This is a genomic window from Aerococcus vaginalis (assembly GCF_053762225.1).
Window position 1 is genome coordinate 268,305 of record NZ_JBSMYC010000002.1, and the last position, 21,311, is coordinate 289,615.

At 42.5% G+C, this 21,311-nt stretch carries 26 protein-coding genes; 25 read left to right on the forward strand and 1 reads right to left on the reverse strand.

From position 1 onward, the window contains the following. The first annotated feature begins 16 nt into the window (after positions 1-16). The 19 genes from rplR (at position 17) to ACWOEX_RS03655 (ending at position 14,349) form a co-directional block, all read left to right on the forward strand. Positions 17-379, forward strand: a complete 363-nt coding sequence (gene rplR, locus ACWOEX_RS03565; protein WP_455298020.1) for a 50S ribosomal protein L18 — start codon at positions 17-19, stop codon at positions 377-379. 18 nt (positions 380-397) lie between these two features. Continuing rightward, positions 398-916 carry a 30S ribosomal protein S5 gene (gene rpsE, locus ACWOEX_RS03570; protein ID WP_455298021.1) on the forward strand — a complete coding sequence of 173 codons (519 nt, stop codon included), beginning with the start codon at positions 398-400 and terminating at the stop codon, positions 914-916. 11 nt (positions 917-927) lie between these two features. Then, a complete protein-coding gene (gene rpmD / locus ACWOEX_RS03575; protein ID WP_455298023.1) occupies positions 928-1,110 on the forward strand; it encodes a 50S ribosomal protein L30 in 183 nt (60 codons plus the stop codon). A 27-nt stretch (positions 1,111-1,137) separates the two neighbouring features. After that, on the forward strand, positions 1,138-1,578 hold the full coding sequence (gene rplO, locus ACWOEX_RS03580; RefSeq protein WP_455298024.1) for a 50S ribosomal protein L15: 441 nt from the start codon (positions 1,138-1,140) through the stop codon (positions 1,576-1,578). Next, positions 1,578-2,927 (forward strand): preprotein translocase subunit SecY, encoded by a 1,350-nt coding sequence (gene secY, locus ACWOEX_RS03585; protein WP_455298026.1) that lies wholly within the window; start codon positions 1,578-1,580, stop codon positions 2,925-2,927. The genes rplO and secY overlap by 1 nt, the downstream gene beginning before the upstream one ends. A gap of 1 nt (position 2,928) precedes the next feature. After that, on the forward strand, positions 2,929-3,579 hold the full coding sequence (locus ACWOEX_RS03590; RefSeq protein WP_455298027.1) for an adenylate kinase: 651 nt from the start codon (positions 2,929-2,931) through the stop codon (positions 3,577-3,579). A gap of 145 nt (positions 3,580-3,724) precedes the next feature. Beyond that, on the forward strand, positions 3,725-3,928 hold the full coding sequence (gene infA / locus ACWOEX_RS03595; RefSeq protein WP_455298171.1) for a translation initiation factor IF-1: 204 nt from the start codon (positions 3,725-3,727) through the stop codon (positions 3,926-3,928). A gap of 26 nt (positions 3,929-3,954) precedes the next feature. Then, a complete protein-coding gene (gene rpmJ / locus ACWOEX_RS03600; protein WP_118991351.1) occupies positions 3,955-4,068 on the forward strand; it encodes a 50S ribosomal protein L36 in 114 nt (37 codons plus the stop codon). Between the two features lie 13 nt (positions 4,069-4,081). Next, on the forward strand, positions 4,082-4,447 hold the full coding sequence (gene rpsM, locus ACWOEX_RS03605) for a 30S ribosomal protein S13 (protein ID WP_455298029.1): 366 nt from the start codon (positions 4,082-4,084) through the stop codon (positions 4,445-4,447). Positions 4,448-4,478: 31 nt separating this feature from the next. Then, positions 4,479-4,874, forward strand: a complete 396-nt coding sequence (rpsK, locus tag ACWOEX_RS03610; RefSeq protein ID WP_455298031.1) for a 30S ribosomal protein S11 — start codon at positions 4,479-4,481, stop codon at positions 4,872-4,874. A gap of 80 nt (positions 4,875-4,954) precedes the next feature. Further along, positions 4,955-5,899 (forward strand): DNA-directed RNA polymerase subunit alpha, encoded by a 945-nt coding sequence (locus ACWOEX_RS03615; protein ID WP_455298033.1) that lies wholly within the window; start codon positions 4,955-4,957, stop codon positions 5,897-5,899. A gap of 21 nt (positions 5,900-5,920) precedes the next feature. Then, a complete protein-coding gene (rplQ, locus tag ACWOEX_RS03620; RefSeq protein ID WP_455298034.1) occupies positions 5,921-6,301 on the forward strand; it encodes a 50S ribosomal protein L17 in 381 nt (126 codons plus the stop codon). Positions 6,302-6,638: 337 nt separating this feature from the next. Further along, positions 6,639-8,678 carry an acyltransferase family protein gene (locus ACWOEX_RS03625; RefSeq protein ID WP_455298036.1) on the forward strand — a complete coding sequence of 680 codons (2,040 nt, stop codon included), beginning with the start codon at positions 6,639-6,641 and terminating at the stop codon, positions 8,676-8,678. 217 nt (positions 8,679-8,895) lie between these two features. Beyond that, entirely contained in the window at positions 8,896-9,723 is an 828-nt protein-coding gene (locus tag ACWOEX_RS03630; RefSeq protein WP_455298038.1) for an energy-coupling factor ABC transporter ATP-binding protein, read from the forward strand. Beyond that, a complete protein-coding gene (locus tag ACWOEX_RS03635) occupies positions 9,714-10,586 on the forward strand; it encodes an energy-coupling factor transporter ATPase (protein ID WP_455298039.1) in 873 nt (290 codons plus the stop codon). Before ACWOEX_RS03630 ends, ACWOEX_RS03635 begins: the two co-directional genes overlap by 10 nt. Next, positions 10,576-11,376 carry an energy-coupling factor transporter transmembrane component T family protein gene (locus ACWOEX_RS03640; protein WP_455298040.1) on the forward strand — a complete coding sequence of 267 codons (801 nt, stop codon included), beginning with the start codon at positions 10,576-10,578 and terminating at the stop codon, positions 11,374-11,376. Before ACWOEX_RS03635 ends, ACWOEX_RS03640 begins: the two co-directional genes overlap by 11 nt. Continuing rightward, entirely contained in the window at positions 11,370-12,179 is an 810-nt protein-coding gene (gene truA, locus ACWOEX_RS03645; RefSeq protein ID WP_455298041.1) for a tRNA pseudouridine(38-40) synthase TruA, read from the forward strand. The genes ACWOEX_RS03640 and truA overlap by 7 nt, the downstream gene beginning before the upstream one ends. Positions 12,180-12,254: 75 nt before the next feature. Further along, positions 12,255-14,159, forward strand: a complete 1,905-nt coding sequence (gene pepF, locus ACWOEX_RS03650; protein ID WP_455298042.1) for an oligoendopeptidase F — start codon at positions 12,255-12,257, stop codon at positions 14,157-14,159. Positions 14,160-14,169: 10 nt separating this feature from the next. After that, a complete protein-coding gene (locus ACWOEX_RS03655) occupies positions 14,170-14,349 on the forward strand; it encodes a hypothetical protein (protein ID WP_455298043.1) in 180 nt (59 codons plus the stop codon). Between the two features lie 98 nt (positions 14,350-14,447). On the opposite strand, the gene ACWOEX_RS03660 is transcribed toward ACWOEX_RS03655, so the two are convergent. Next, on the reverse strand, positions 14,448-15,734 hold the full coding sequence (locus ACWOEX_RS03660) for an ArgE/DapE family deacylase (protein ID WP_455298044.1): 1,287 nt from the start codon (positions 15,732-15,734) through the stop codon (positions 14,448-14,450). Positions 15,735-16,043: 309 nt separating this feature from the next. On the opposite strand from ACWOEX_RS03660, the gene rplM reads away from it, so the two are divergent. The 6 genes from rplM to cls all read left to right on the forward strand — a co-directional run bounded on the left by rplM (position 16,044) and on the right by cls (position 21,294). Beyond that, entirely contained in the window at positions 16,044-16,487 is a 444-nt protein-coding gene (rplM, locus tag ACWOEX_RS03665; protein ID WP_455298046.1) for a 50S ribosomal protein L13, read from the forward strand. Between the two features lie 19 nt (positions 16,488-16,506). Next, positions 16,507-16,899 (forward strand): 30S ribosomal protein S9, encoded by a 393-nt coding sequence (gene rpsI, locus ACWOEX_RS03670; protein ID WP_455298047.1) that lies wholly within the window; start codon positions 16,507-16,509, stop codon positions 16,897-16,899. A gap of 106 nt (positions 16,900-17,005) precedes the next feature. Beyond that, the gene (gene rpsO / locus ACWOEX_RS03675) at positions 17,006-17,272 is read left to right on the forward strand and encodes a 30S ribosomal protein S15 (RefSeq protein ID WP_455298049.1); all 267 of its coding nucleotides are present in this window, start codon (positions 17,006-17,008) and stop codon (positions 17,270-17,272) included. 230 nt (positions 17,273-17,502) lie between these two features. Then, a complete protein-coding gene (locus ACWOEX_RS03680) occupies positions 17,503-19,197 on the forward strand; it encodes a ribonuclease J (RefSeq protein WP_455298051.1) in 1,695 nt (564 codons plus the stop codon). 11 nt (positions 19,198-19,208) lie between these two features. Then, a complete protein-coding gene (locus ACWOEX_RS03685) occupies positions 19,209-19,811 on the forward strand; it encodes an energy-coupled thiamine transporter ThiT (RefSeq protein WP_455298053.1) in 603 nt (200 codons plus the stop codon). Between the two features lie 16 nt (positions 19,812-19,827). Further along, complete coding sequence (gene cls, locus ACWOEX_RS03690; protein ID WP_455298054.1) at positions 19,828-21,294, forward strand: cardiolipin synthase; 1,467 nt, start codon at positions 19,828-19,830, stop codon at positions 21,292-21,294. Positions 21,295-21,311: the final 17 nt, after the last annotated feature.

A 21,311-nucleotide genomic window follows, 5' to 3' on the forward strand; every position in this document is an offset into this window, starting at 1 on the left:
TAGATTTTATAAAGAGGTGACTATTTTGATCAGTAAAGCCGATAGAAATAAGTTACGTCAGAAACGTCATGGACGTATTCGTCGTAATTTATCCGGAACAGCAGAGTGCCCACGCTTGAGCGTATTCCGCTCAAATAAACACATCTACGCGCAATTAATTGATGACGTAGCGGGTGTTACGCTTGCAAGTGCCTCTGATGAAAAAGAATTAAACGTTGGAACAAAAACAGAAAACGCTCAAGCAGTAGGTAAAGCTATTGCTGAAAACGGTAAAGCAGCTGGTATTTCTGAAGTTGTCTTTGACCGTGGGGGCTACCAGTATCATGGTCGTGTTCAAGCATTAGCTGACGCTGCCAGAGAAAATGGTTTGAAATTCTAGTAGAAGGAGGACAGTAGAATGGCTCAAAACTTGGAACAAACAAAAGATAATGTCAACGAACGCGATCTTGAAGACCGTGTTGTAGCGATCAACCGTGTTTCTAAAGTTGTTAAAGGTGGACGCCGTATGCGTTTCGCCGCTTTAGTTGTAGTTGGTGACAAGAACGGTCACGTTGGTTTCGGTACTGGTAAAGCTGCCGAAGTTCCAGCTGCAATCAATAAAGCAATCGAAGACGGCAAGAAGAACTTAATTACTGTACCACGTGCTGGAACAACCATTCCTCATGAAGTTATTGGTGAGTTTGACGGTGGTCAAGTATTATTGAAGCCTGCTAAACAAGGTTCTGGGGTAGCTGCTGGTGGTCCAGTACGTGCCGTCATTGAATTAGCTGGTATTTCAGACATTACTTCTAAAAATATTGGTTCTAACACGCCGATTAGCATGGTTCGTGCAACGGTTCAAGGACTAATGGGATTGAAATCACCAAAACAAGTTGCAGAATTACGCGGTAAATCCGTTGAAGATTTGTTAGGTTAGGAGATTGACAGATGGCTGAAATTAAAATTACTTTAAAACGCAGTTTCATTGGTCGTCCCGACGATCAAATCGCAACCGCTAAAGCTTTAGGACTTACTCGTCCTGGCCGTACGGTTGTAAAACAAAAAGATGCTGCCATTGAAGGCATGATCAAGAAGATTTCACATTTAGTTGAAGTTGAGGATATTAAATAGTAAATTGAATTGAGGAGGTGCGAATAAATGGCATTGCACAATTTAAAACCTGCAGAAGGATCACGCAAAAACCGTAAACGTCTCGGACGCGGTTCTGGTTCAGGAACTGGTAAGACTTCCGGACGCGGACAGAAAGGTCAGTTGGCACGTTCTGGTGGTAAAACGCGTTTAGGTTTCGAAGGTGGACAGACTCCACTTTACCGTCGTATTCCAAAACGTGGTTTTACGAAACCAAACCGTAAAGAATACGCAATCATCAACGTTGAAGATTTGAACGTATTCGAAGACGGTAGCACTGTTGCACCAGCTGACTTCGTTGAAAAAGGTTTAATTAAGAACGAGAAAAACGATGTCAAAGTTTTAGGTTACGGAACTTTAGAACGTAAGCTGACAGTTAAGGCAGCGAAATTCTCTGCTTCTGCTCAATCTGATATTGAGGCTGTTGGGGGAAGTATCGAGGTGATCTAATGTTCCATACTATTTCCGGAGCATTTCGGGACAAGACTATTTCCGGAGCATTTCGGGACAAGGACATTAGAAGACGATTATTCTTCACATTAATGATGTTGATTCTCTTCAGAATCGGGAGTCACATCACTGTGCCATTCGTTAATGCTGAAGCAGTCAATACTTTAGCTAGTTCAGGCTTATTCGGACTTTTAAATACGTTTGGCGGGGGAGCCCTATCGAGTTATTCTATTTTCTCGCTAGGGGTTTCGCCATATATTACGGCATCCATCGTGGTGCAATTGCTTCAAATGGATATCATTCCGGCCTTCACAGAATGGTCGAAGCAAGGTGAAGTTGGTCGTCGTAAATTAAATAGTTGGACACGTTATTTATCGATTGTTGTCGCTTTTGCTCAGGCAATCGCAATTTCACTCGGGTTCAACTCATTAGCACAGTTCGGATTAATTACAAATCCTGGATTGTCTACTTATTTAATGATTGGTTTGATTATGACTGCCGGTTCCATGCTAACCGTCTGGATCGGTGATCAAATTACAGCTAACGGTGTAGGTAACGGTACATCGATGATTATTTTTGCCGGTATTGTTTCGAGAGTGCCACGAGAAATCATGACATTTATCGATCAAGGAATACTCGGCAAGTCGAGCGATGAGATGATGAGAAACACTGGCTTATTGGCATTGTTTATTCTATTGATGATATTCGTGATTGCATTCGTGGTTTATATTAACCAAGCGGAACGTCGTATCCCTGTTTTGTACTCGAAACGTGCAAATGTGGCGACGCAACGTTCACACTTACCATTAAGCATCAACTCAGCAGGGGTTATTCCGGTAATCTTTGCAAGTTCATTGATTATGGTTCCACAGACGATTTTGGGACTTTTGAGTGGTAAGTTCGGCAGCGAGAACTGGTACAATATCGCACTGCAAATTTTCAGTTTGCAGGAATTACCGGGGATTGCGCTTTATGCATTCACCATCATTCTCTTTACATTCTTCTATGCACATATTCAGATTAATCCTGAGCGGATTGCGGAGAACTTCCAAAAATCTGGTGCATATATTCCAAGCGTTCGACCAGGATTGGCAACTGAGCGCTATATTTCAAAAATACTTAACCGTTTGAGTACATTCGGCTCCGTATTTTTGATGGCAATTGCGACAGTGCCATTGCTTGTTTCATATATCTTTGAATTGCCACAAAATATTGCTTTAAGTGGAACGAGCCTTTTAATTGTTGTCGGTGTTGCACTCGATACCTATAAACAAATTGAAGGACGTTTGATTAAACATCAATACGTTGGCTTTATCCATGATGAAGATTTGGAAGATGAGGAAGAATAATATGAAACGTAATATTATCTTGATGGGGTTACCAGGTGCCGGAAAAGGAACACAAGCTGAACGTATCCAAAAAGCGTTTGACATTCCACAGATCTCTACTGGGGACATGTTCAGAGCAGCAATGTCTGAAGGTACAGAGTTAGGACGTCAGGCGCAGACTTATATGGATGCGGGTAACTTGGTTCCGGATGAAATCACAAACGGTATTGTTCAGGAACGCTTGAGCAAAACAGGGGACGAAGGGTTCATGCTCGATGGTTTCCCACGTACGCTCAACCAGGCTGAAGCATTGACAGACATCTTAAAAGCAGTGGAATTACCACTCGATGCAGTGATCAATATTCAGGTTCCTGAAGAAACGTTGAAGGAACGTTTGTCCGGTCGTATTATTTGCGACAACTGTAAGGCAACGTATAACATTCATTTAAACCCACCAAAAGTAGAAAATACTTGTGATCGTTGTGGTGGTCATGAATTCCATCAACGTGATGATGATAAGCCGGAAGTTGTTGCGAATCGTTTAGAAGTTAACAAGAAACAAATGGCGCCGATTTTGGATTACTACGACGAACAACACGTGTTGTACAACGTCGATGGTACCATTGGCATTGAAAATGTTTTTGACGCGATTCAAGACATATTGGAAGCCTAACTAATCACACAAAACTTGCGTGATTAGCGCCAGTATGTTATTCTTCTCTGGTTAATCAACCCTGTAACCAAGATCTATCACGTGTCATCGTTGGGAATACCGGCGCTTTTTATACTTAGGAGGTAGCCTTTTGTCAAAAGAAGATATGATCGAAATCGAAGGTACCGTTACTGAAACGCTGCCTAATGCGATGTTTAAAGTAGAATTGGAAAACGGTTTTGAAATTTTAGCTCATGTATCCGGGAAGATTCGTGTGAATTACATTCGTATCCTTCCGGGCGATCGAGTGAAAGTTGAAATGTCCCCATACGATTTATCAAAAGGGCGCATTACATATCGATTTAAATAATACGTAATCATCGGGAGGTAGAAAGAATGAAAGTTAGAGCTTCTGTTAAGCCAATTTGCGAAAATTGCAAAGTCATTCGTCGTAACGGTAAAGTAATGGTTATTTGCAGTAACCCTAAACATAAACAACGTCAAGGATAGGAGGAAAGCATCTATGGCTCGTATTGCAGGAGTAGATATTCCACGTGATAAACGTGTTGTCATCTCATTGACTTACATCTACGGTATTGGTAATACCACTGCTAAAAAGATTTTAGCTGAAGCTGAAGTTAGTGAAGACACTCGTGTACGTGACTTAACGAACGAAGAATTAGACCGTATTCGTAGCGTCGTTGACACCATCAAAGTAGAAGGTGACTTGCGTCGTGAAGTAAACATGAACATTCGTCGTTTACAAGATATCGGTTCTTACCGTGGTGTTCGTCACCGTCGTGGTTTACCTGTTCGTGGTCAACACACCAAGAACAACGCACGTACGCGTAAAGGTAAACGTGGTCAAGCAATTGCTACACGTAAATAATTCTATTAAATAGTAAGGAGGGAAAACATCAATGGCACAAACAAGAAAGAATAAATCACGTAAACGCCGTAATAAATTAAGAGTTGAAAACGGTGTGGCTCACATTCATTCAACATTCAACAACACCATTGTTATGATTACTGATCAACAAGGTAATGCTGTTGCATGGTCATCTGCTGGTGCTTTGGGATTCAAGGGTTCTCGTAAATCTACCCCTTACGCAGCACAGTTGTCTTCAGAAGCTGCAGCTAAAACAGCTATCGACAACGGTATGAAGAGCGTTGAAGTTACCGTTAAAGGCCCAGGTTCTGGACGTGAATCTGCGATCCGTGCATTACAAGCTGCCGGATTAGAAGTTACTTCTATTCGTGACGTCACCCCAATTCCACACAATGGTTGTCGTCCTCCGAAACGTCGTCGTGTCTAGTCTTCAAAACGCGATACCGTCTTTGGTGACTGCTATAGGATTTAGGGTATATCACGTTTTGAAAGGAGTTACTGCTTAAGATGATCGAGATTGAAAAACCGAGTATTGAAACAGTTGAGGTAAGTGAAGACAACAAGTTTGGTAAATTTGTTGTTGAACCGTTAGAACGTGGATATGGTACAACACTTGGCAATTCCTTACGTCGTGTGTTGTTATCATCACTACCAGGGACTGCTGTAACATATATCCAAATTGATGACGTTTTGCATGAATTCTCTACAATTGAAGGGGTTCGTGAAGACGTTACGCAAATTGTCCTCAACATTAAGCAACTCTCTTTGAAATTGTACGACGTTGACGAAAAGGATATTGAAATTGATGTAGTTGGACCTAAGGAAGTTACGGCGGCTGATATTATTTCTGATTCGGACTTCGATGTCATGAACCCAGACTTGCACATTGCATCTGTTGCTGATGGCGCTCGTCTCCATATGACTATGCATGTGGAAAGTGGTCGTGGTTTCGTACGTTCAGAACACAACAAGGATGAAACGATGCCTATCGGTGTGATTCCAGTTGACGCAATCTACACGCCAATTTCTAAGGTTAATTACCAAATTGAAAATACACGTATTGGACAAGTTAACAAGTACGATAAGCTAACGCTTGATATTTGGACTGATGGGACAATTGGACCAAAAGAAGCGCTCAGTTTAGCTGCTAAAATCTTGACCGAACACTTGACGATCTTCATCGACATGACTAATGAAGCAAGTCAAACAGAGATTATGGTTGAGAAAGAAGATCCTGCAGAGAAGAACTTAGATATGACCATCGAAGAGTTGGATCTTTCTGTACGTTCTTACAACTGCTTGAAACGTGCAAGTATCAACCGTGTTGAGGAATTAGTCAATATGACTGAAGCCGATATGATGAAAGTTCGTAACTTAGGTAGAAAGTCATTAGAAGAAGTGAAACAAAAATTAGCTTCTTTAGGATTATCCTTGAAGGAAGAAGAAAAATAGAGAAGATAGGGGGATGAATCAATGAGTTACCGTAAATTGGGACGTACAAGTTCACAACGCAAGGCATTATTGCGTGATTTAACGACTGATTTATTTATCAATGAACAGATTGTAACGACTGAACAACGTGCGAAAGAAGTTCGTCGTTTTGCTGAAAAAATGATCACGTTAGCAAAACGTGGTGATTTGAAAGCTCGTCGTGAAGCATTGGCATTTTTACGCAACCGCATCGCTGATGTGCGTGCAGAAGATGACGATGTTGTTATCGAAACAGCTGTTCAAAAATTATTCAACGACATTGCTAAACGTTACGAAGGTCGCGAAGGTGGCTACACTCGCATCTTGAAGTTAGGGACTCGTCGTGGTGATAACGCAAAACAGGTTATTTTAGAACTTGTGTAATAACTGTACGTTTTTGAGTGTTATGATGATGAAACGTGTTACGCGTTTCTAGTCTAGCTCACACATTCATTCTTGGAATTATTTCCGAGGATGAATTTTTTTTGCTTAAAAATTGTGTCAACAGACAAAAGTTCATGTATAATGACAGACTATACGTTAGTCTAGTAACGAATGGAGTGGGGGAGACCTCACTTTTTTTAATGAAAACAACTATCTTTATTACAATGTGTGTAATTAAATTGTAATATTTTGTTAAAATTACTCCGTTGAAATATTTTCTGTATTGTGATTTATGGTATAATAGATGGGACTTTTGTAAGGGGGCGTGAAATCCGCGATGAAGAAACAATACTATGGACAGTTGGATACCATACGGCTGTTAGCGATGATTGCAATTATTTGCTACCACTACTTTACACATACCGTGACGGCTGGTTTTTTAGGTGTCGATCTTTTTTTTATCTTGTCTGGTATTTTAATGGCTGATCATCTCGAAAAGCGTTATACGAAACAGATGGATGGGCAGTGGCTCATTCGACTGTTTCGTCGTATTAAAAAATTAATCTGGCCGATGCTTGTGATCGTTATGTTCTGCGTTGTGGGTTTACTGCTATTTAGACGCGAATTGCTCGTTAATATCCGTCCAAGTGTATGGAGTGGCTTACTTTTCGTGAGTAATTGGCGCCAAATTATTGCGGGTGGCTCTTACTTTGCGAACTTTCTCCATCCAGATATCTTTGCGCATCTCTGGTATATTGCGGTCTACCTGCAATTAATCATTTTTATGGAAGCTTTCTATCGCTTCATCCGACGCTTCTTTAAAACCCCTCAGGCAGTTGGGTGGTTCTTTATGGGGTTAAGCATAATCAGTGGTTTACTGATGGCATTACTTTTCACGCCTGGCCAAGACCCAACGCGTGTTTATTATGGCACTGATACACGTTTCTTTAGCTTCGGCTTAGGCGTGGCATGTTACTTGATCATCAGTCCAACAATTGCTGCGTTTCGTCATGATAATCGTGTACACGAGGAACGACGAAAAGATGGGACGGTATACGCCTATTATGATTACAATAATCAGGAAATGGGTGAACCAACAGCTGATCAATCGCCGAAAAGCGTTAAATCCTATTTCTATGCGGTATTAAATAAGGGATTCTTGACATGGATCGTTGATATTATCGCGGTAGTGGCGATTTTAATCTGTACATTTTTGATGTTTAACCTTACAGATTCCGGAACATTTACTTACTACGGTGGGATGTTCTTATTTAATATTGTGGCAGCGATTGGTTTGATTGCGTTAATGCAGCCGAATAGTTGGCTCGGTCTCCTATTGCAATTCCCAATTACAGCAAATCTTGGTAATCAAACCTTCCCAGTGTTCTTGTGGTACTATCCAATCTTCACGATTTTTTATTCGAGCGTACCGAATGGCGACGGTTTTACAGGGAGGCCGTGGTTGCAGATTGCAGTGATTTTCGTATTGGGATTTGCGACTTATCAATTATTAATGCAAAAACGCTATACGGTTCCATTCTTTATTCTTGAGAAGGGTGAGCCGTTGCGTCTCTTCCAAGAAAAAGAAAAACTGACGGAACACACAACTCCACTACCGAAAAAAATCATTTTTGGCCTATTAGCGATCGGTTTTGTGACAGCGACAGGGACAGTCATTGCCGCGCCAACTGATGACACAGCGCAGAAAGAAACACAAAAAGCTTTGGAACAACAGAGCAAAAATGCGCAGTTGAATTCTGAGCGTGCCGCAGTGAGTCAGCAATCCGAACCATTAACCAAGGTCGATCAGGAAGCGGTTAATAATTACTATCAAGGACTAGATCAGGAACAACAATATCTATTGGAATTTGTATCGGACGATGCGAAGAAACATGCATATCAGTTCCCAGTGACCTTTATCGGTGATTCGTTAACAGTCGGCGTCTCACCAGCGATCTATGCACTCTATCCGCAGGCGATCGTTAGCGCTCAGGTGGGGCTCCAGATGTACGCCGTTGCACCGATTATTCAGAGTTTAGCACAGCAGGGGGCGCTGCAGGAAAATATCGTTCTAAATCTCGGTGCGAATGGTCCGTTTACGGAATCGCAATTCGATCAGGTGGATAATGCGCTCGGTGCTAATCACAAAATTTATCTCGTGAATACGCACGTCGATCGTCAGTGGCACGATGAGGTCAATCAGTTCCTAGCTGATAAAGCCAAAGAGAATCCAGAGCGCTTCGTCTTGATTGATTGGGATACCTACTACAAGAGTCAGGATCATACCACATGGCTCGAGCCGGATGGTTTGCATCTCAATAAGGAAGGGTCAAGACACTGGATCGCATTTATCGGTGATGAACTCGCAAAACACTAATTAAAATGAAGCGCTGCCGTTGCAATTTTGACACCGCTCTATTAAACTTGGAGGAAACGGCAGAGTTTCACTAATAGATAGAATGATTAGCGGCATGGCGATAAGTATTTGTGAATGACAATACGCTTAAAGGCCGAAATTATTCAAATAAATAACTAGTTGATACTCTTCTGTAAAAGGATTTACAGAAGAGTTTTTTATTGGAATGGTGGGAAAGATGACAAAGCAAATATTAGCGGTTGATCATCTGCATTTTTCATACGATGAAGACGCAGAAAAGCAAACGCTCAACGATATTAATTTTCATGTAAATGAAGGTGAGTGGCTTGGAATTATTGGTCACAACGGCTCCGGTAAGTCGACCTTAGCGAGAATCATCGATGGCTTATTAGAAGCAAACAGCGGGACTGTCACAGTTGATGATATTGTCCTCACTGAAGAAACGTTGTGGGATGTCCGTGACCGTATAGGATTAGTATTTCAAAATCCAGATAACCAATTTGTCGGCGCGACCGTTGAAGATGATGTGGCATTTGGCTTAGAGAATGCGGGCGTGCCACATGATGAAATGGTGCAAAAAGTTGAAACAGCACTCAAAGAAGTTGGCATGTGGGATTTTCGTGAAAAAGAACCTGGCAACTTATCCGGTGGTCAGAAACAACGTGTCGCATTAGCGGGTGTGATGGCATTACAACCAAAGATTATCATTCTCGATGAGGCGATGAGTATGTTGGATCCGGAAGGGCGCAGTGAAGTGATGCGCGTGATTCGTCAGCTCAAAGAACGTAATAATTTAACCATTATCTCAATTACGCATGATCTTGAAGAAGCCACATCGTGTGATCGGTTGATTCTCCTGAGTCAAGGCGAGTTAGTTAAAGAAGGATTGCCGGATACGATTTTTGAGGATGCAGAAGGATTGATTTCACGCGGCTTACTTTTGCCATTCCCAGAACGCGTGAAGCACGCCTTATCAGATGCTGGGTTTTCCGTGCCTGAAGAATATCTTACAGAAGAAAGTTTGGTGGATTGGCTATGTCCATAATTTTTGATCACGTCAGTTTTGCATATAGTGCGGGCACACCGTTTGAGCATCAAGCGCTGGACGATGTCAGTTTTACCATTCCCGAACAACAATTCACGGCATTGGTTGGACAAACAGGGAGCGGCAAGTCGACCGCCATCAAGCATCTCGCAGCGCTAGTAAAACCAACTGCGGGGACAGTGACTATTAAAGATTTAACACTGAAACCGGATAGCAAAGGAAAAATTCTTCGTGATATTCGTAAACATGTAGGGATCGTTTTCCAATTCCCAGAATCACAGCTTTTCGAAGAAACTGTCCTGAGAGATGTCATGTTTGGCCCTAAAAATTACGGTGCCAGTGAGGAAGAGGCCGAACAACTCGCCAGACAAGCGTTGCAGCAAGTGGGAATCAAAGAAGAACTATTTGAGCGTGCACCGTTCGACTTGTCAGGTGGACAGATGCGGCGTGTAGCGATCGCGGGCGTCTTAGCGATGTCGCCAGATATTTTAATTTTGGATGAACCGACTGCAGGTCTCGATCCAAAAGGACAGCGTGAAATGATGACAATGTTCTATGATCTCTACAAAGAAAAGAATATTACCGTTATTTTGGTGACGCACCAGATGAATGATGTAGCGGAATACGCAGATCATGTGGTGGTCATGGAGAATAAGCAGGCTATTCGTGAGGGGAATCCGCGTGAAATTTTCTCTGATGGGGAATGGCTCGAAGCGCATCATTTAAATTTACCAGATACCTATCGTTTAGCGGCAATATTACAAGAACGTGGCTTATTCCAACCAGACGAATGGCCCTTGCGTTTTGACGAATTAATTCAAGAGATTAAGGCGCGCAAAGGAGGCGAAGACGGTGTCGAATAAATTGATATTAGGTCGTTATTTGCCGACCGGTTCTTTTGTGCATCAATTGGATCCGCGTGTGAAATTGCTCGGCATGTTTTATTTATTGATTGTCGTCTTTTTTGCGAATAACTGGTGGAGCTATCTGATTTTATTCGCATTAGCAATGCTTGGTGTTTGGTTAACGAAAATCTCATTGAAAGTGTTCATTCGCGGCTTGCGTCCGATGATCTTTTTGATCTTGATGACGGTTATCTTACAGCTATTATTCACCCGCGAAGGCACCGTGCTATTTGAACTCGGTCCGATTGCGTTGACGACGGGTGGAATGGTCAATGCGATTTTCATTCTGTTCCGATTTATTTTTATTATCTTCATATCAACGCTATTGACATTAACGACAGCGCCTCTCGATATGACGAACGGTTTGGAGTCCTTGGCTGGACCATTGAAAAAAGTGCTGCCTGTCCAGGAAATGGCATTGATGTTAGCGATCGCATTGCGCTTCGTGCCGACATTAATGGATGAAGCTGAAAAAATTATGGATGCGCAGCGTGCGCGTGGGGTCGATTTTGGTGAAGGTAGTCTGATTCAACGCGTTAAGTCTTTCTTGCCAGTATTAATTCCATTGTTCATCAGTGCGTTCGATCGTGCGTATGATTTGTCGATTGCGATGGAAGCGCGTGGCTATCGCGGCGATAACAACCATCGCACGAAATATCGTTTATTGCATTGGACATCAACCGATACATGGACGTTGGTCGGTATCGTATTGATCGGCGCATTAGCAGTTCTGGTGAGACAATGGTGAGAGAATTACGTAATCACCCTCAGCGCTTTAAAGCGATTGTGGCATATGACGGCACACCTTACGCTGGCTTTCAGGTACAACCCAATCAAAAGACAATTCAAGGGGAACTTGAACAGGCACTAACTAAAATGTCGAAAGGATACACGATTCCTGTCAATGCTTCTGGGCGTACCGATTCCGGTGTGCATGCGCTCGGTCAGGTGATACACTTTGATTATCCGAGTCAAATTGCGGCAGTATCCCTGCAGAAAGCACTCAATAGTCTATTGCCTGAGAGTATTCGTATCACACACTGTGAGGCGACAAGTGCAGATTTCCATGCGCGCTACGACGTGAAGTCAAAACGTTACCTGTATCGTGTGCATTTCGGTGAAGTGGTGATGCCGTTTGATCGTCAGTACATCTTACATCATCCGTATCGTACAAAAGTCGAGCGTATTGGTGAGGCCTTACCGATCATCGTCGGTACGCACGACTTTTCGTCATTCTGTTCGACGAAGACAGATAAGACCGATAAAGTTCGCACGGTAACCGAAGCCCGTTTTGATTACGATCCGAAGACCAGCATCGGACTATTTCATTTTACAGGCAATGGTTTTCTATACAATATGGTGCGTATTCTTGTTGGGACATCGCTTCAGATCGGTGATGGTTTGAAAGAAACGGATGAATTAGCACGACTACTCGATGTCAAAGATCGCAATGAAGCAGGACCGACTGCACCAGCACACGGTTTATTCTTGGAAGAAGTCCGTTATTTATCGGATGATGAACGTGAAGCGAAGAATAGTCGCTATGAATGAAAAGTCTGACTATTGAAATAATAGACGACAATCAGTTACAATAGACAGAAAGAGTAGTGAGAGGGGATTATAATCGTGTCAGTTATTCCAACATTTCCGAAACGTTCCGAAGTCCCAGAAGAAAGCACTTGGGATCTTACGGCGATTTTCAAAACACCAGAAGATTACGAAGTAGCCAAAGAGAAACTGATTGCGGATGCGAAAGCATTCAAAGCAAAGTATGAAGATCACCTGGATAGTATCTCAACTATTCAGGAAGCGATTGATGCATTAGCTGATATTTATCGTTTAGCTTCTAAAGTAGAACATTATACGTTTTTGCCTGTTGAAGCGAATCGTAACGACCATGAAGCGACCGTGCGTTTGCAAGAAGCAGATTATGCGCTTCAAGCAGTCAATAAGCATACGGCATTCTTACGCTATCAGTTACTAGAATCCGATGACGCATTGCTTGATGAGTTAGCAGCAGCGGATGAACGTCTCAATAACTACGTCCGTCTGATCAAACGTGATAAACAGATCTATCTCGGCAAAGATAAAGAAAGCGTGCTGCAAGAATTTCAATCAGTCTTCAATCAACCATCAGAAATTTATAATCAGGCGAAACTAGCAGATATGACCTTCCCATCCTTTGACGTAGATGGTGTGGAATATCCATTGAGTTTCGTGCTTTACGAAGATTACTACATGTATCATCCGGATACTAAATTGCGTCGTAAAGCGTTCGATGAATTCCAAAAGGCGTTGCGCAAATATGAAAACACAGTGGCTCAGGCGTACTACACTCACGTGATGACTGAAAAGGCAGAGGCCAACTTGCGCGGGTTTGACAGCGTGATTGATTACTTATTATTCGATCAGGGTGTATCACGTGAATTATACGATCGTCAAATTGACACGATTATGAATGATCTCGCACCGGTTATGCAGAAATACATCACGCACCTCAAAGAGGAGAACAATCTCGATAAGATGACGTACGCGGATTTGAAAATCGATCTCGATCCCGATTACAGCCAACCGATTACTTGGGAAGATGCTGAGGATTACGTTCGCGAAGCAGCGAGCGTGCTCGGTGAGGAATACGTGAATACAATTATTCCTGCCTTTGAAGAGCGTTGGATTGATTATGCGAAGAATGAAGGAAAATCCACAGGTGGTTTCGCAACGATGGCGGGTGGCGTGCATCCGTACATCTTGATGAGCTTCAACGGTCAATTATCGGATGTATACACATTGATCCATGAATTGGGACATGCCGGTCAGATGATTAATGCGGAAGAGAATAACTTGTTCCTCACAGATGAACCGAGCCTCTATCTCGTAGAATCACAGTCAACCTTCAATGAATTATTGATGGCAAACTACTTGCAGAAGACACAGGAAGATCCGAGAACGCAACGTTTTGCGCGAGCACAGATGCTGACGAATACGTACTTCCACAATTTCATCACGCATTTATTAGAAGCAGCGTACCAGCGTGAAGTTTATCGTTTAGTCGATGCGGGTAAGGGATTCACTGCAGATACCTTATCGCAGTTGAAATATGACGTTCTCCACAAGTTCTGGGGTGACGCCGTAGAATTGAATCCGGGTGCTGAATTGACGTGGATGCGTCAGCCACACTATTACATGGGACTTTACTCCTACACGTACAGCGCGGGATTGACCATCTCTACTGAAGCTTACTTGAATGTGATTAACGGTAAGCCGGGTGCGGTCGATGACTGGTTGAATTACTTGAAACTCGGTAGCGACGAAGTAATTCCAGCGGCTAAACTTGCTGGTGTCGATGTGACGACGCAAAAACCACTGGACGACACGATTGCTTTCTTGGATAAGACGATTGATGAAATCATGGCCTACTCCAAAGTCTTAAACAAAGAGCATGCGGAAGTGGCCGATTACGTTAAGGAACAGCTCGAAGCGAAGGAAGCGATTAAGGTCGCTAGAGAAGATCATCAATCGAGTGAGAAATAGGTGACAGTGATTGAGTGGCATGCAGGTATGGTTAATTATCGCACTGATTGCAGACGTATTACTGTTGATCTCCGGTTGGTATCTCTACCATAAAGAGCAGAAGACACGCTATTTGATTGCGTTATTTATGGGCATACTCCTGTTAGTACTCCTAGCGCTATCACTCGTGATAACCTTTGTTTTGAATTAAAATTAAAGCAGTGGCTAGTCGGTCACTGCTTTTTTGTATACACGAAAAAAAGGCCCGAAACAGGAGCGTCTCGGGCCTTTAGGCTAATTTGCTAATGATTAGTCATTGAGGTAGTATTTAGCGATTAATGCGTATTTTTCACAGTAAGCAAGGTAGTCGTCTAGATACATGAATTCATCGACCTTGTGGGCAAGTGGTGAAATCCCTGGTCCAAAGAGTGCGAAATCAGCATCGCTATTGTCCTTTAATAGGAAAGAAGCATCTGTAACACCATCCGCCTTAAAGACAGGGTGTGGGTTTTCTTCGTATTTCTTAATTAATGTGTCTACATCGATGTCTTTAATTAATTCTTTTGGTAGACCGAGTGAAGCAGGATCTTTTTCCTCGAGTAATTGCTTAAATGCAACGGCCCAAGCTTCATCATGATCTTGTTCTTTGTTAGCTTTTTGAATAGCTTCAACCAATGTGCTATCTTCTGGACGAACGATAGCCTCAGCATCTTCTAAGACATCGACAGAAATTTTCCCTTTTGTATTTTCGCTCACTTCTTCAATAGAAGACTTAACAATGTCTAAAACCGCTTCATTATCAAAGGTATTAGTAGTACGAGCATTACCAAAGAGAATTGTCTTAGCAGGTACACTATTTACCTGATCACCACCGTCCATCCGTGTGAAAACATTGAATGTTTCTCCAAGATCTTCATCTTTGTGATCTTCTAGATAATCAGCAATTTTTTCATCAATCTTATCCATCAATTGACGGGTAAGATCAATAGAATTGATCCCTAACTGTGGCATTGAACTATGTGCTTCTTTACCAGTAACGGTGATTTTATACTGGAAAGAACCTTTATGGGCAGTTACAATCGCACCGTTCGAAGGTTCAGAAACGATCAATGCATCGGCGTCTTTCATATCACCACGTTCATTGGCAGCTTCTGAGCCTGGCATTTCAGACTCCTCACCTGACGTGATAATTAGACGTAACGTCCCATTCAATTTTTCATTGTTCTCTTTTAATTCGACCATCGCGATAGCCATTGCAGCCAAGCCGGCTTTCATATCAGTCACACCACGACCAAAAATACGGCCATCATCCTCCTCAGCGAGTTCGAATGGGTCATGTGACCAGTCTTCTGGATCCCCAGCACTCACAACATCCGCATGACCACTGTAAACTAATGTTTTACCTTCAGCATCACCCTTGAGTTCTGCTACAAGGTTGGCACGATTCTCACCATCTTCAAGTTCCACAACTTCGGATGGAATATCATATTCGTCAAAGAGTGATTTAAAGTACTCACAAACTTCTTTCTCATTATCACCAACAGTTTCCATTGCAATAATATCGGAAAGAATTTGTTGTTTTTTATCGTTATCCATGATATCTAACTCCTTTGAATTGAATATAGAAAAGCTTTAAAAAATATACCTAGATTTATTGTACTACAATCTAAAAGATAGCGTGAATGATTAGATTGAAATATTAATAAAATCATCTAGTTCATTAATTGTAAGAGAATAGTTAAAGTATCATGGATAAATTGGATAGGGGATGTGTAAAAATAAATAACCAGGTTGACTTAGGTAGTAAAAAACGATAGACTGTTAGACGGTATTGTTTGCCCCACGATTAGCCCCGGAACTAATTGTGAATCAGACAATCTTTGAAAAAATAACGGAGGAATACACATGCGTCAAACATACATGGCTAAGCCAAATGAAACAGAGCGCCGTTGGATCGTGTTAGACGCGACTGACATCCCATTGGGTCGTTTATCTACAGTCGCTGCTACGTTCTTACGCGGCAAAAACAAACCGACTTTTACCCCAAACGTTGATACTGGGGACTCGGTTATCATTATCAATGCAGAAAAAGTACGCTTGACTGGTAAGAAAGCTACCGACAAGAAATACTACCGTCACTCTGGTCACCCAGGTGGAATTAAATCCACAACTGCTGGTGTGATGCGTGCAGAGAAACCTGAACGTTTAGTTGAAACATCCGTACGCGGTATGTTGCCACACACTCGTTTGGGCCGTCTCCAAATGAAACACTTGCACGTTTACGCTGGTAGCGAGCACAACCACGCTGCTCAGAAACCAGAAGTTGTTGACATTAACGAATTACTTTAATTAAGGGAGGGGAAAATATATGGCACAAGCACAGTATCAAGGAACTGGACGCCGTAAGAACTCAACTGCTCGTGTACGTTTAGTACCAGGTAGTGGTAAAGTTGTCTTCAATGGTAAAGACATGGAAGAATACCTTCCTTACGAATCATTGTTCTTAATCGTTCAACAACCATTCGCAGTAACAGCTACTGAAGGTCAATACGACGCTTACATCAACGTTAACGGTGGTGGATTCACTGGTCAATCTGGTGCAGCCCGTCACGGTATCGCTCGTGCGTTATTAGAAGTTGACCCAGACTTCCGTAAACCATTGAAGTCTGCTGGTTTATTAACGCGTGACCCACGTGAAAAAGAACGTCGTAAACCAGGTCGTAAGAAAGCTCGTAAATCTCCACAGTTCTCCAAACGTTAATTGTTGGCGATTTACGCTCGATTATGTTTTTTGTACCGCATCTTGGGTTTAGCGACTCACCGACGCTTCACTCGATATGTGGCAGATCATTAGAAAGGTGAATGCAATGTTATTAAAAGCAGAAAAAGACGCGATCATTGAGAAATTCGCGCAACACGAAGGCGACACAGGATCTCCGGAAGTCCAAATCGCTCTGTTAACGGCAGATATTAACAAATTGAACGCACACGCTAAGACACACAAAAAAGACTACGCGTCTTACCGTGGATTGATGAAGAAAATCGGTCACCGTCGTAACTTGTTAGCTTACTTGCGTAACAAAGACGTTACACGCTACCGTGAGTTAATCAAGGCATTAGGTTTGCGTCGCTAATAAAGATGCATGTCAGAGAGCCAAGCAGCTTGCTTGGCTCTTTTTTATTTTTAGGGATATTAATGATCACTCGATGGGAGTGGTCATTTTTCAATTGTGGCAAGTGGTTATCTCTGCTAAAATGAAAGGAGTATTTTTAACGTTGTATCGCTGATTTGAGGCGATTGAGTGTCTTTAGTCACACGACTACAAGAAAAAACGAGTTAATAGTAGAGAGGAAGCAATAGTTAATGAGTGATATTAAAATTCTTTCACTCGGTGGAGTTCGCGAAGACGGCAAGAACATGTATGTCGTTGAAGTGAACGGATCGATGTATATTCTCGATTGTGGATTAATTTACCCACCGGATGATATGTTGGGGATCGATTTTATGATTCCTGATTTTACCTACTTGATTGAACATAAAGATCAAATCGCAGGGGTATTTTTAACCCATCAGCATGCCGATGCGATTGGGGCCGTGCCGTACTTGTTGCGTGAAGTATCTGTGCCTGTGTTCGGTACGGAACTCACGATCCATCGTGTAAAGCAGGAATGCCGTAAACGTGGTGTGCGCCAATTCAAAGATTTCTACGTCATTAATGAAGAGAATGAGATTGAATTTGAAGATGTGACAGTTAAATTCTTTAAAACAACGCACACGGTACCGGATTCAATCGGAATCTCGATCGTGACCGACGAAGGCAGTATCGTCTACACCGGTGACTTCAAGTTCGATATGACGGTGAGTGAAGCATACCAAACTGATTTCCAAAAATTGAGTGAAATTGCGAGTGACGGCGTATTAGCACTCTTGTCTGAATCACAACAGGCGAACAGTTACTTCGATAGTGAACCAGAAATTCAGGTCGAACAGTCGCTCGCTGGTGAAATTAGAAAAGCGAACGGACGTGTGATTGTGGCAAGCGTAGAAAGTAATATTCTACGTATTCAACAGATCATCAACGCCGCGCATGCGATTAAGCGTCATATTTTTGTATCGGGTCGTGATGTCGAGAGTATGATCGATGCTGCTATTCGCTTTAATAAATTAACGATTCCATCCAAAGATCTTTTCAAACCGCTCGATGAACTCGATAAGTACGATGATTCTGAAGTCATTGTACTTGAGACGGGCGATACAGGCGAGCCATTATCTGCACTGCGCCAAATGTCTGCCGGACAATATGGAAAGTTACAGATTAAAGATGGCGATCTCGTGGTCCTGGTGACTACACCGAATGCGGGGATGGAAACAGAGATGGCACGTACCAAAGATGCAGTGTACCGTGCGGGTGGTCATACGGTTGATTTGTTCAGTGACTTGCATACAAGTGGTCACGCAACCCCTAAGGATCTGCAACTAATGATCCGCATCATGAAGCCGGAGTATGTTTTCCCAGTTTCTGGTGAATTCCGTCAGATGCATGCTCATAGTAAACTTGCTGGAACGGCGGGGATTCCGAGCGATCATATTTATTTACTTGATCGCGGGGATGTCGTACAGTACAAAGATCACAACATGACGTTATTATCGAGTGTTCCAGCAGCCAATACTTTGATCGATGGTAGTGGTGTGGGAGATATCGGTAATGTTGTCCTCAAAGACCGTCGCATTTTGTCAGAAGATGGGATCTTTGTGGTGATTGTGACAATTTCTCGCAGCGAGGGTAAAATTCTTGCTGGTCCAGAAGTGATTTCACGCGGCTTTATTTTTATGAAGCAGTCCGATGAAATTATTGCGGCAAGTCAGGACTTAGTGCGTCAAGTTGTCGAGAAACAGTTGAAAGATCAAAAACACTTTGATTGGTCGAAGTTGAAGAATGACATTAGAGATAGCTTATCGCGTTACCTCTACAAAGAAACACAGCGTCGTCCAATGGTGTTACCGGTGATTGAAGAAGCATCTCATCGCCGGAAGAAGCATAATTTTATGAAAGGCTAGGCGATAATTGAATGAGAGCCTCAGATTGGTTAGTCGTTGCTGTGGAAGGATTGATCATGACTGCATTAGCCCTTGCTATCAACACTGCAATGGGCTATGTACCATTAGCGGTCTCTCCGGCATGGCAGCTTGGTAGTTTCTTCGTGATGCTATTCGCGTTTAGACGCGGACCGTTGCCAGGAATGATTAGCGGTTTAGTATTAGGGTTTGGGCAGTTAGGTATCGAATACTTCACCACGGGTGCAGTATTCGATACGCTCGCAGTCCTAACAGCGATTGCTGCGTTATTATTTGGGACTGCTGGTCTCTTTGCCAAGAATTTACAGCGTACATTAAATAATCGTCGAATGTCGTCAGTATATTTAAATCTGGCAACCGGGACGATTCTAGCAACACTCGCTTACTTTTTAGTGAGCGGCTTGATTCGTATGTTATTCCAAGCAGATGTGACATTCCAAAATGTCTTGCAGACAGAAGGGATTCAGGCGCTAGCATCAGGTGCTGTTGCGTTGGTGATTTTATTTGGATTACTGTTCATCCAATCAGATCGTTATATTCCGCGTCACACGCCATATCTCTCACGTCGCGAACGTTCTCGATTATTGAATGATTAGAAAGAGAAGGTGAACAATGAACTTTATTTGGAACATTATTCTCTTTCTCTTAATCGTTAATACGATCGGTGCGATTGTGACCGTCTTTACCGAAGATCGTCCCGTGACGTCGACATGGTCATGGTTGCTCGTGCTGATTCTTTTCCCGGGAATTGGATTTATTGCTTACTTCTTTGTCGGGCGTCGTATTTCGAATAAGCGTATCTATATGCTTGATGAGAGTGCCAAGATGGGGATTGATCGCATCAAGCAGAAGTACCTCGATGAGAATGGTAAGCAGAAATTCGATCAGGAATACACCATTCCGCAGCAACAATTAGTTGATTTAATCGGGCAGAATGGCAAAACAGTACTGACCGAAAACAATGACTATGAATTGTATTTCGAAGGTCATGAGTTCATGAATCATTTGATGGAAGATCTGAAGAAAGCGAAGCATCATATCAGTTTCCAATTCTATATTTTTGAATCAGATGAACTCGGTAAGCAGTTTGTTGATATTTTAGAAGAAAAAGCTAGAGAAGGCGTCCGTGTGCGTTTTCTCTACGATGTGGTTGGCGCACGTAAAATGGATAAAGAGGACATGAAACGCCTCGAAGACGCTGGTGCGGAAGTAGTGTCGTTCCTCGGCTATTCACACTGGATTCAAAATATGCGTCTCAACTTCCGTAATCACCGTAAACAGGTAGTCATCGATGGGGAAGTTGGTTATATCGGCGGATTCAATATTTCGACCGAATACATCGGTGAAGGGGATCTCGGTTATTGGCGCGATACGCATATGCGCGTTGAAGGTGATATCGTTCAAGGCATTCAGGAAGTCTTTATCAAAGACTGGTGTGCGAGTCGTCGCATCTACTACAAAGATTTCTTGAAAGAGTTCGGTGTTGAAGAACCGACTGAGAATTATTTCCCACTCAAAGAAACAGACAATCATGTCGCTATGCAAGTCGTTTCGAGTGGCCCTGAGCATGATCTGCATCAAATTGAAATGGGGTACACTAAACTCATTACGATGGCACAGAAGAGTATTATCATGCAGACGCCATACTTTATCCCGAGCGAGGCAGCGTTCGAAGCATTGAAGTACGCGGCAATGTCCGGTGTGGATGTGCGTATTATGGTGCCATGTAAGCCGGATCATCCATTTGTCTATCGTGCTACAGAATATTACTGTCGCGAAGCCATTAAATACGGTATTCGTGTCTTTAGATATGATAAAGGCTTTATCCATGCCAAAGTGGTTGGTATTGATGATGAAATTGTCAGCATGGGAACCGCTAACTTTGATATTAGAAGCTTCCAGTTGAACTTCGAGGTCAATAATTTCGTCTATAATCAAAAATTCGCTAAAGAAATGCATGACCAGTTCGATAAAGACGTCTTAGACTCTACCGAATTGAGTCGCGCATACTTCAACGAACAATCACTCTGGAAGAAATTTAGACAGAATTTCTCCCGTCTATTATCACCGATTTTATAATGTTTATGAGAACGAAG

Bases quoted from the DNA above. Each gene is read 5' to 3' on its own strand.
- ACWOEX_RS03685 (WP_455298053.1), top strand. From the start codon at position 19,209: ATGAGAGCCTCAGATTGGTTAGTCGTTGCTGTGGAAGGATTGATCATG.
- ACWOEX_RS03590 (WP_455298027.1), top strand. From the start codon at position 2,929: ATGAAACGTAATATTATCTTGATGGGGTTACCAGGTGCCGGAAAAGGA.
- rpmD (WP_455298023.1), top strand. From the start codon at position 928: ATGGCTGAAATTAAAATTACTTTAAAACGCAGTTTCATTGGTCGTCCC.
- ACWOEX_RS03625 (WP_455298036.1), top strand. From the start codon at position 6,639: ATGAAGAAACAATACTATGGACAGTTGGATACCATACGGCTGTTAGCG.
- rplQ (WP_455298034.1), top strand. From the start codon at position 5,921: ATGAGTTACCGTAAATTGGGACGTACAAGTTCACAACGCAAGGCATTA.
- rpsO (WP_455298049.1), top strand. From the start codon at position 17,006: ATGTTATTAAAAGCAGAAAAAGACGCGATCATTGAGAAATTCGCGCAA.
- rpmJ (WP_118991351.1), top strand. From the start codon at position 3,955: ATGAAAGTTAGAGCTTCTGTTAAGCCAATTTGCGAAAATTGCAAAGTC.
- rpsM (WP_455298029.1), top strand. From the start codon at position 4,082: ATGGCTCGTATTGCAGGAGTAGATATTCCACGTGATAAACGTGTTGTC.
- rpsK (WP_455298031.1), top strand. From the start codon at position 4,479: ATGGCACAAACAAGAAAGAATAAATCACGTAAACGCCGTAATAAATTA.
- secY (WP_455298026.1), top strand. From the start codon at position 1,578: ATGTTCCATACTATTTCCGGAGCATTTCGGGACAAGACTATTTCCGGA.
- rpsI (WP_455298047.1), top strand. From the start codon at position 16,507: ATGGCACAAGCACAGTATCAAGGAACTGGACGCCGTAAGAACTCAACT.
- ACWOEX_RS03680 (WP_455298051.1), top strand. From the start codon at position 17,503: ATGAGTGATATTAAAATTCTTTCACTCGGTGGAGTTCGCGAAGACGGC.
- ACWOEX_RS03635 (WP_455298039.1), top strand. From the start codon at position 9,714: ATGTCCATAATTTTTGATCACGTCAGTTTTGCATATAGTGCGGGCACA.
- rplM (WP_455298046.1), top strand. From the start codon at position 16,044: ATGCGTCAAACATACATGGCTAAGCCAAATGAAACAGAGCGCCGTTGG.
- cls (WP_455298054.1), top strand. From the start codon at position 19,828: ATGAACTTTATTTGGAACATTATTCTCTTTCTCTTAATCGTTAATACG.
- truA (WP_455298041.1), top strand. From the start codon at position 11,370: ATGGTGAGAGAATTACGTAATCACCCTCAGCGCTTTAAAGCGATTGTG.
- ACWOEX_RS03660 (WP_455298044.1), bottom strand. From the start codon at position 15,734: ATGGATAACGATAAAAAACAACAAATTCTTTCCGATATTATTGCAATG.
- ACWOEX_RS03615 (WP_455298033.1), top strand. From the start codon at position 4,955: ATGATCGAGATTGAAAAACCGAGTATTGAAACAGTTGAGGTAAGTGAA.
- infA (WP_455298171.1), top strand. From the start codon at position 3,725: ATGATCGAAATCGAAGGTACCGTTACTGAAACGCTGCCTAATGCGATG.
- rplO (WP_455298024.1), top strand. From the start codon at position 1,138: ATGGCATTGCACAATTTAAAACCTGCAGAAGGATCACGCAAAAACCGT.
- ACWOEX_RS03630 (WP_455298038.1), top strand. From the start codon at position 8,896: ATGACAAAGCAAATATTAGCGGTTGATCATCTGCATTTTTCATACGAT.
- rpsE (WP_455298021.1), top strand. From the start codon at position 398: ATGGCTCAAAACTTGGAACAAACAAAAGATAATGTCAACGAACGCGAT.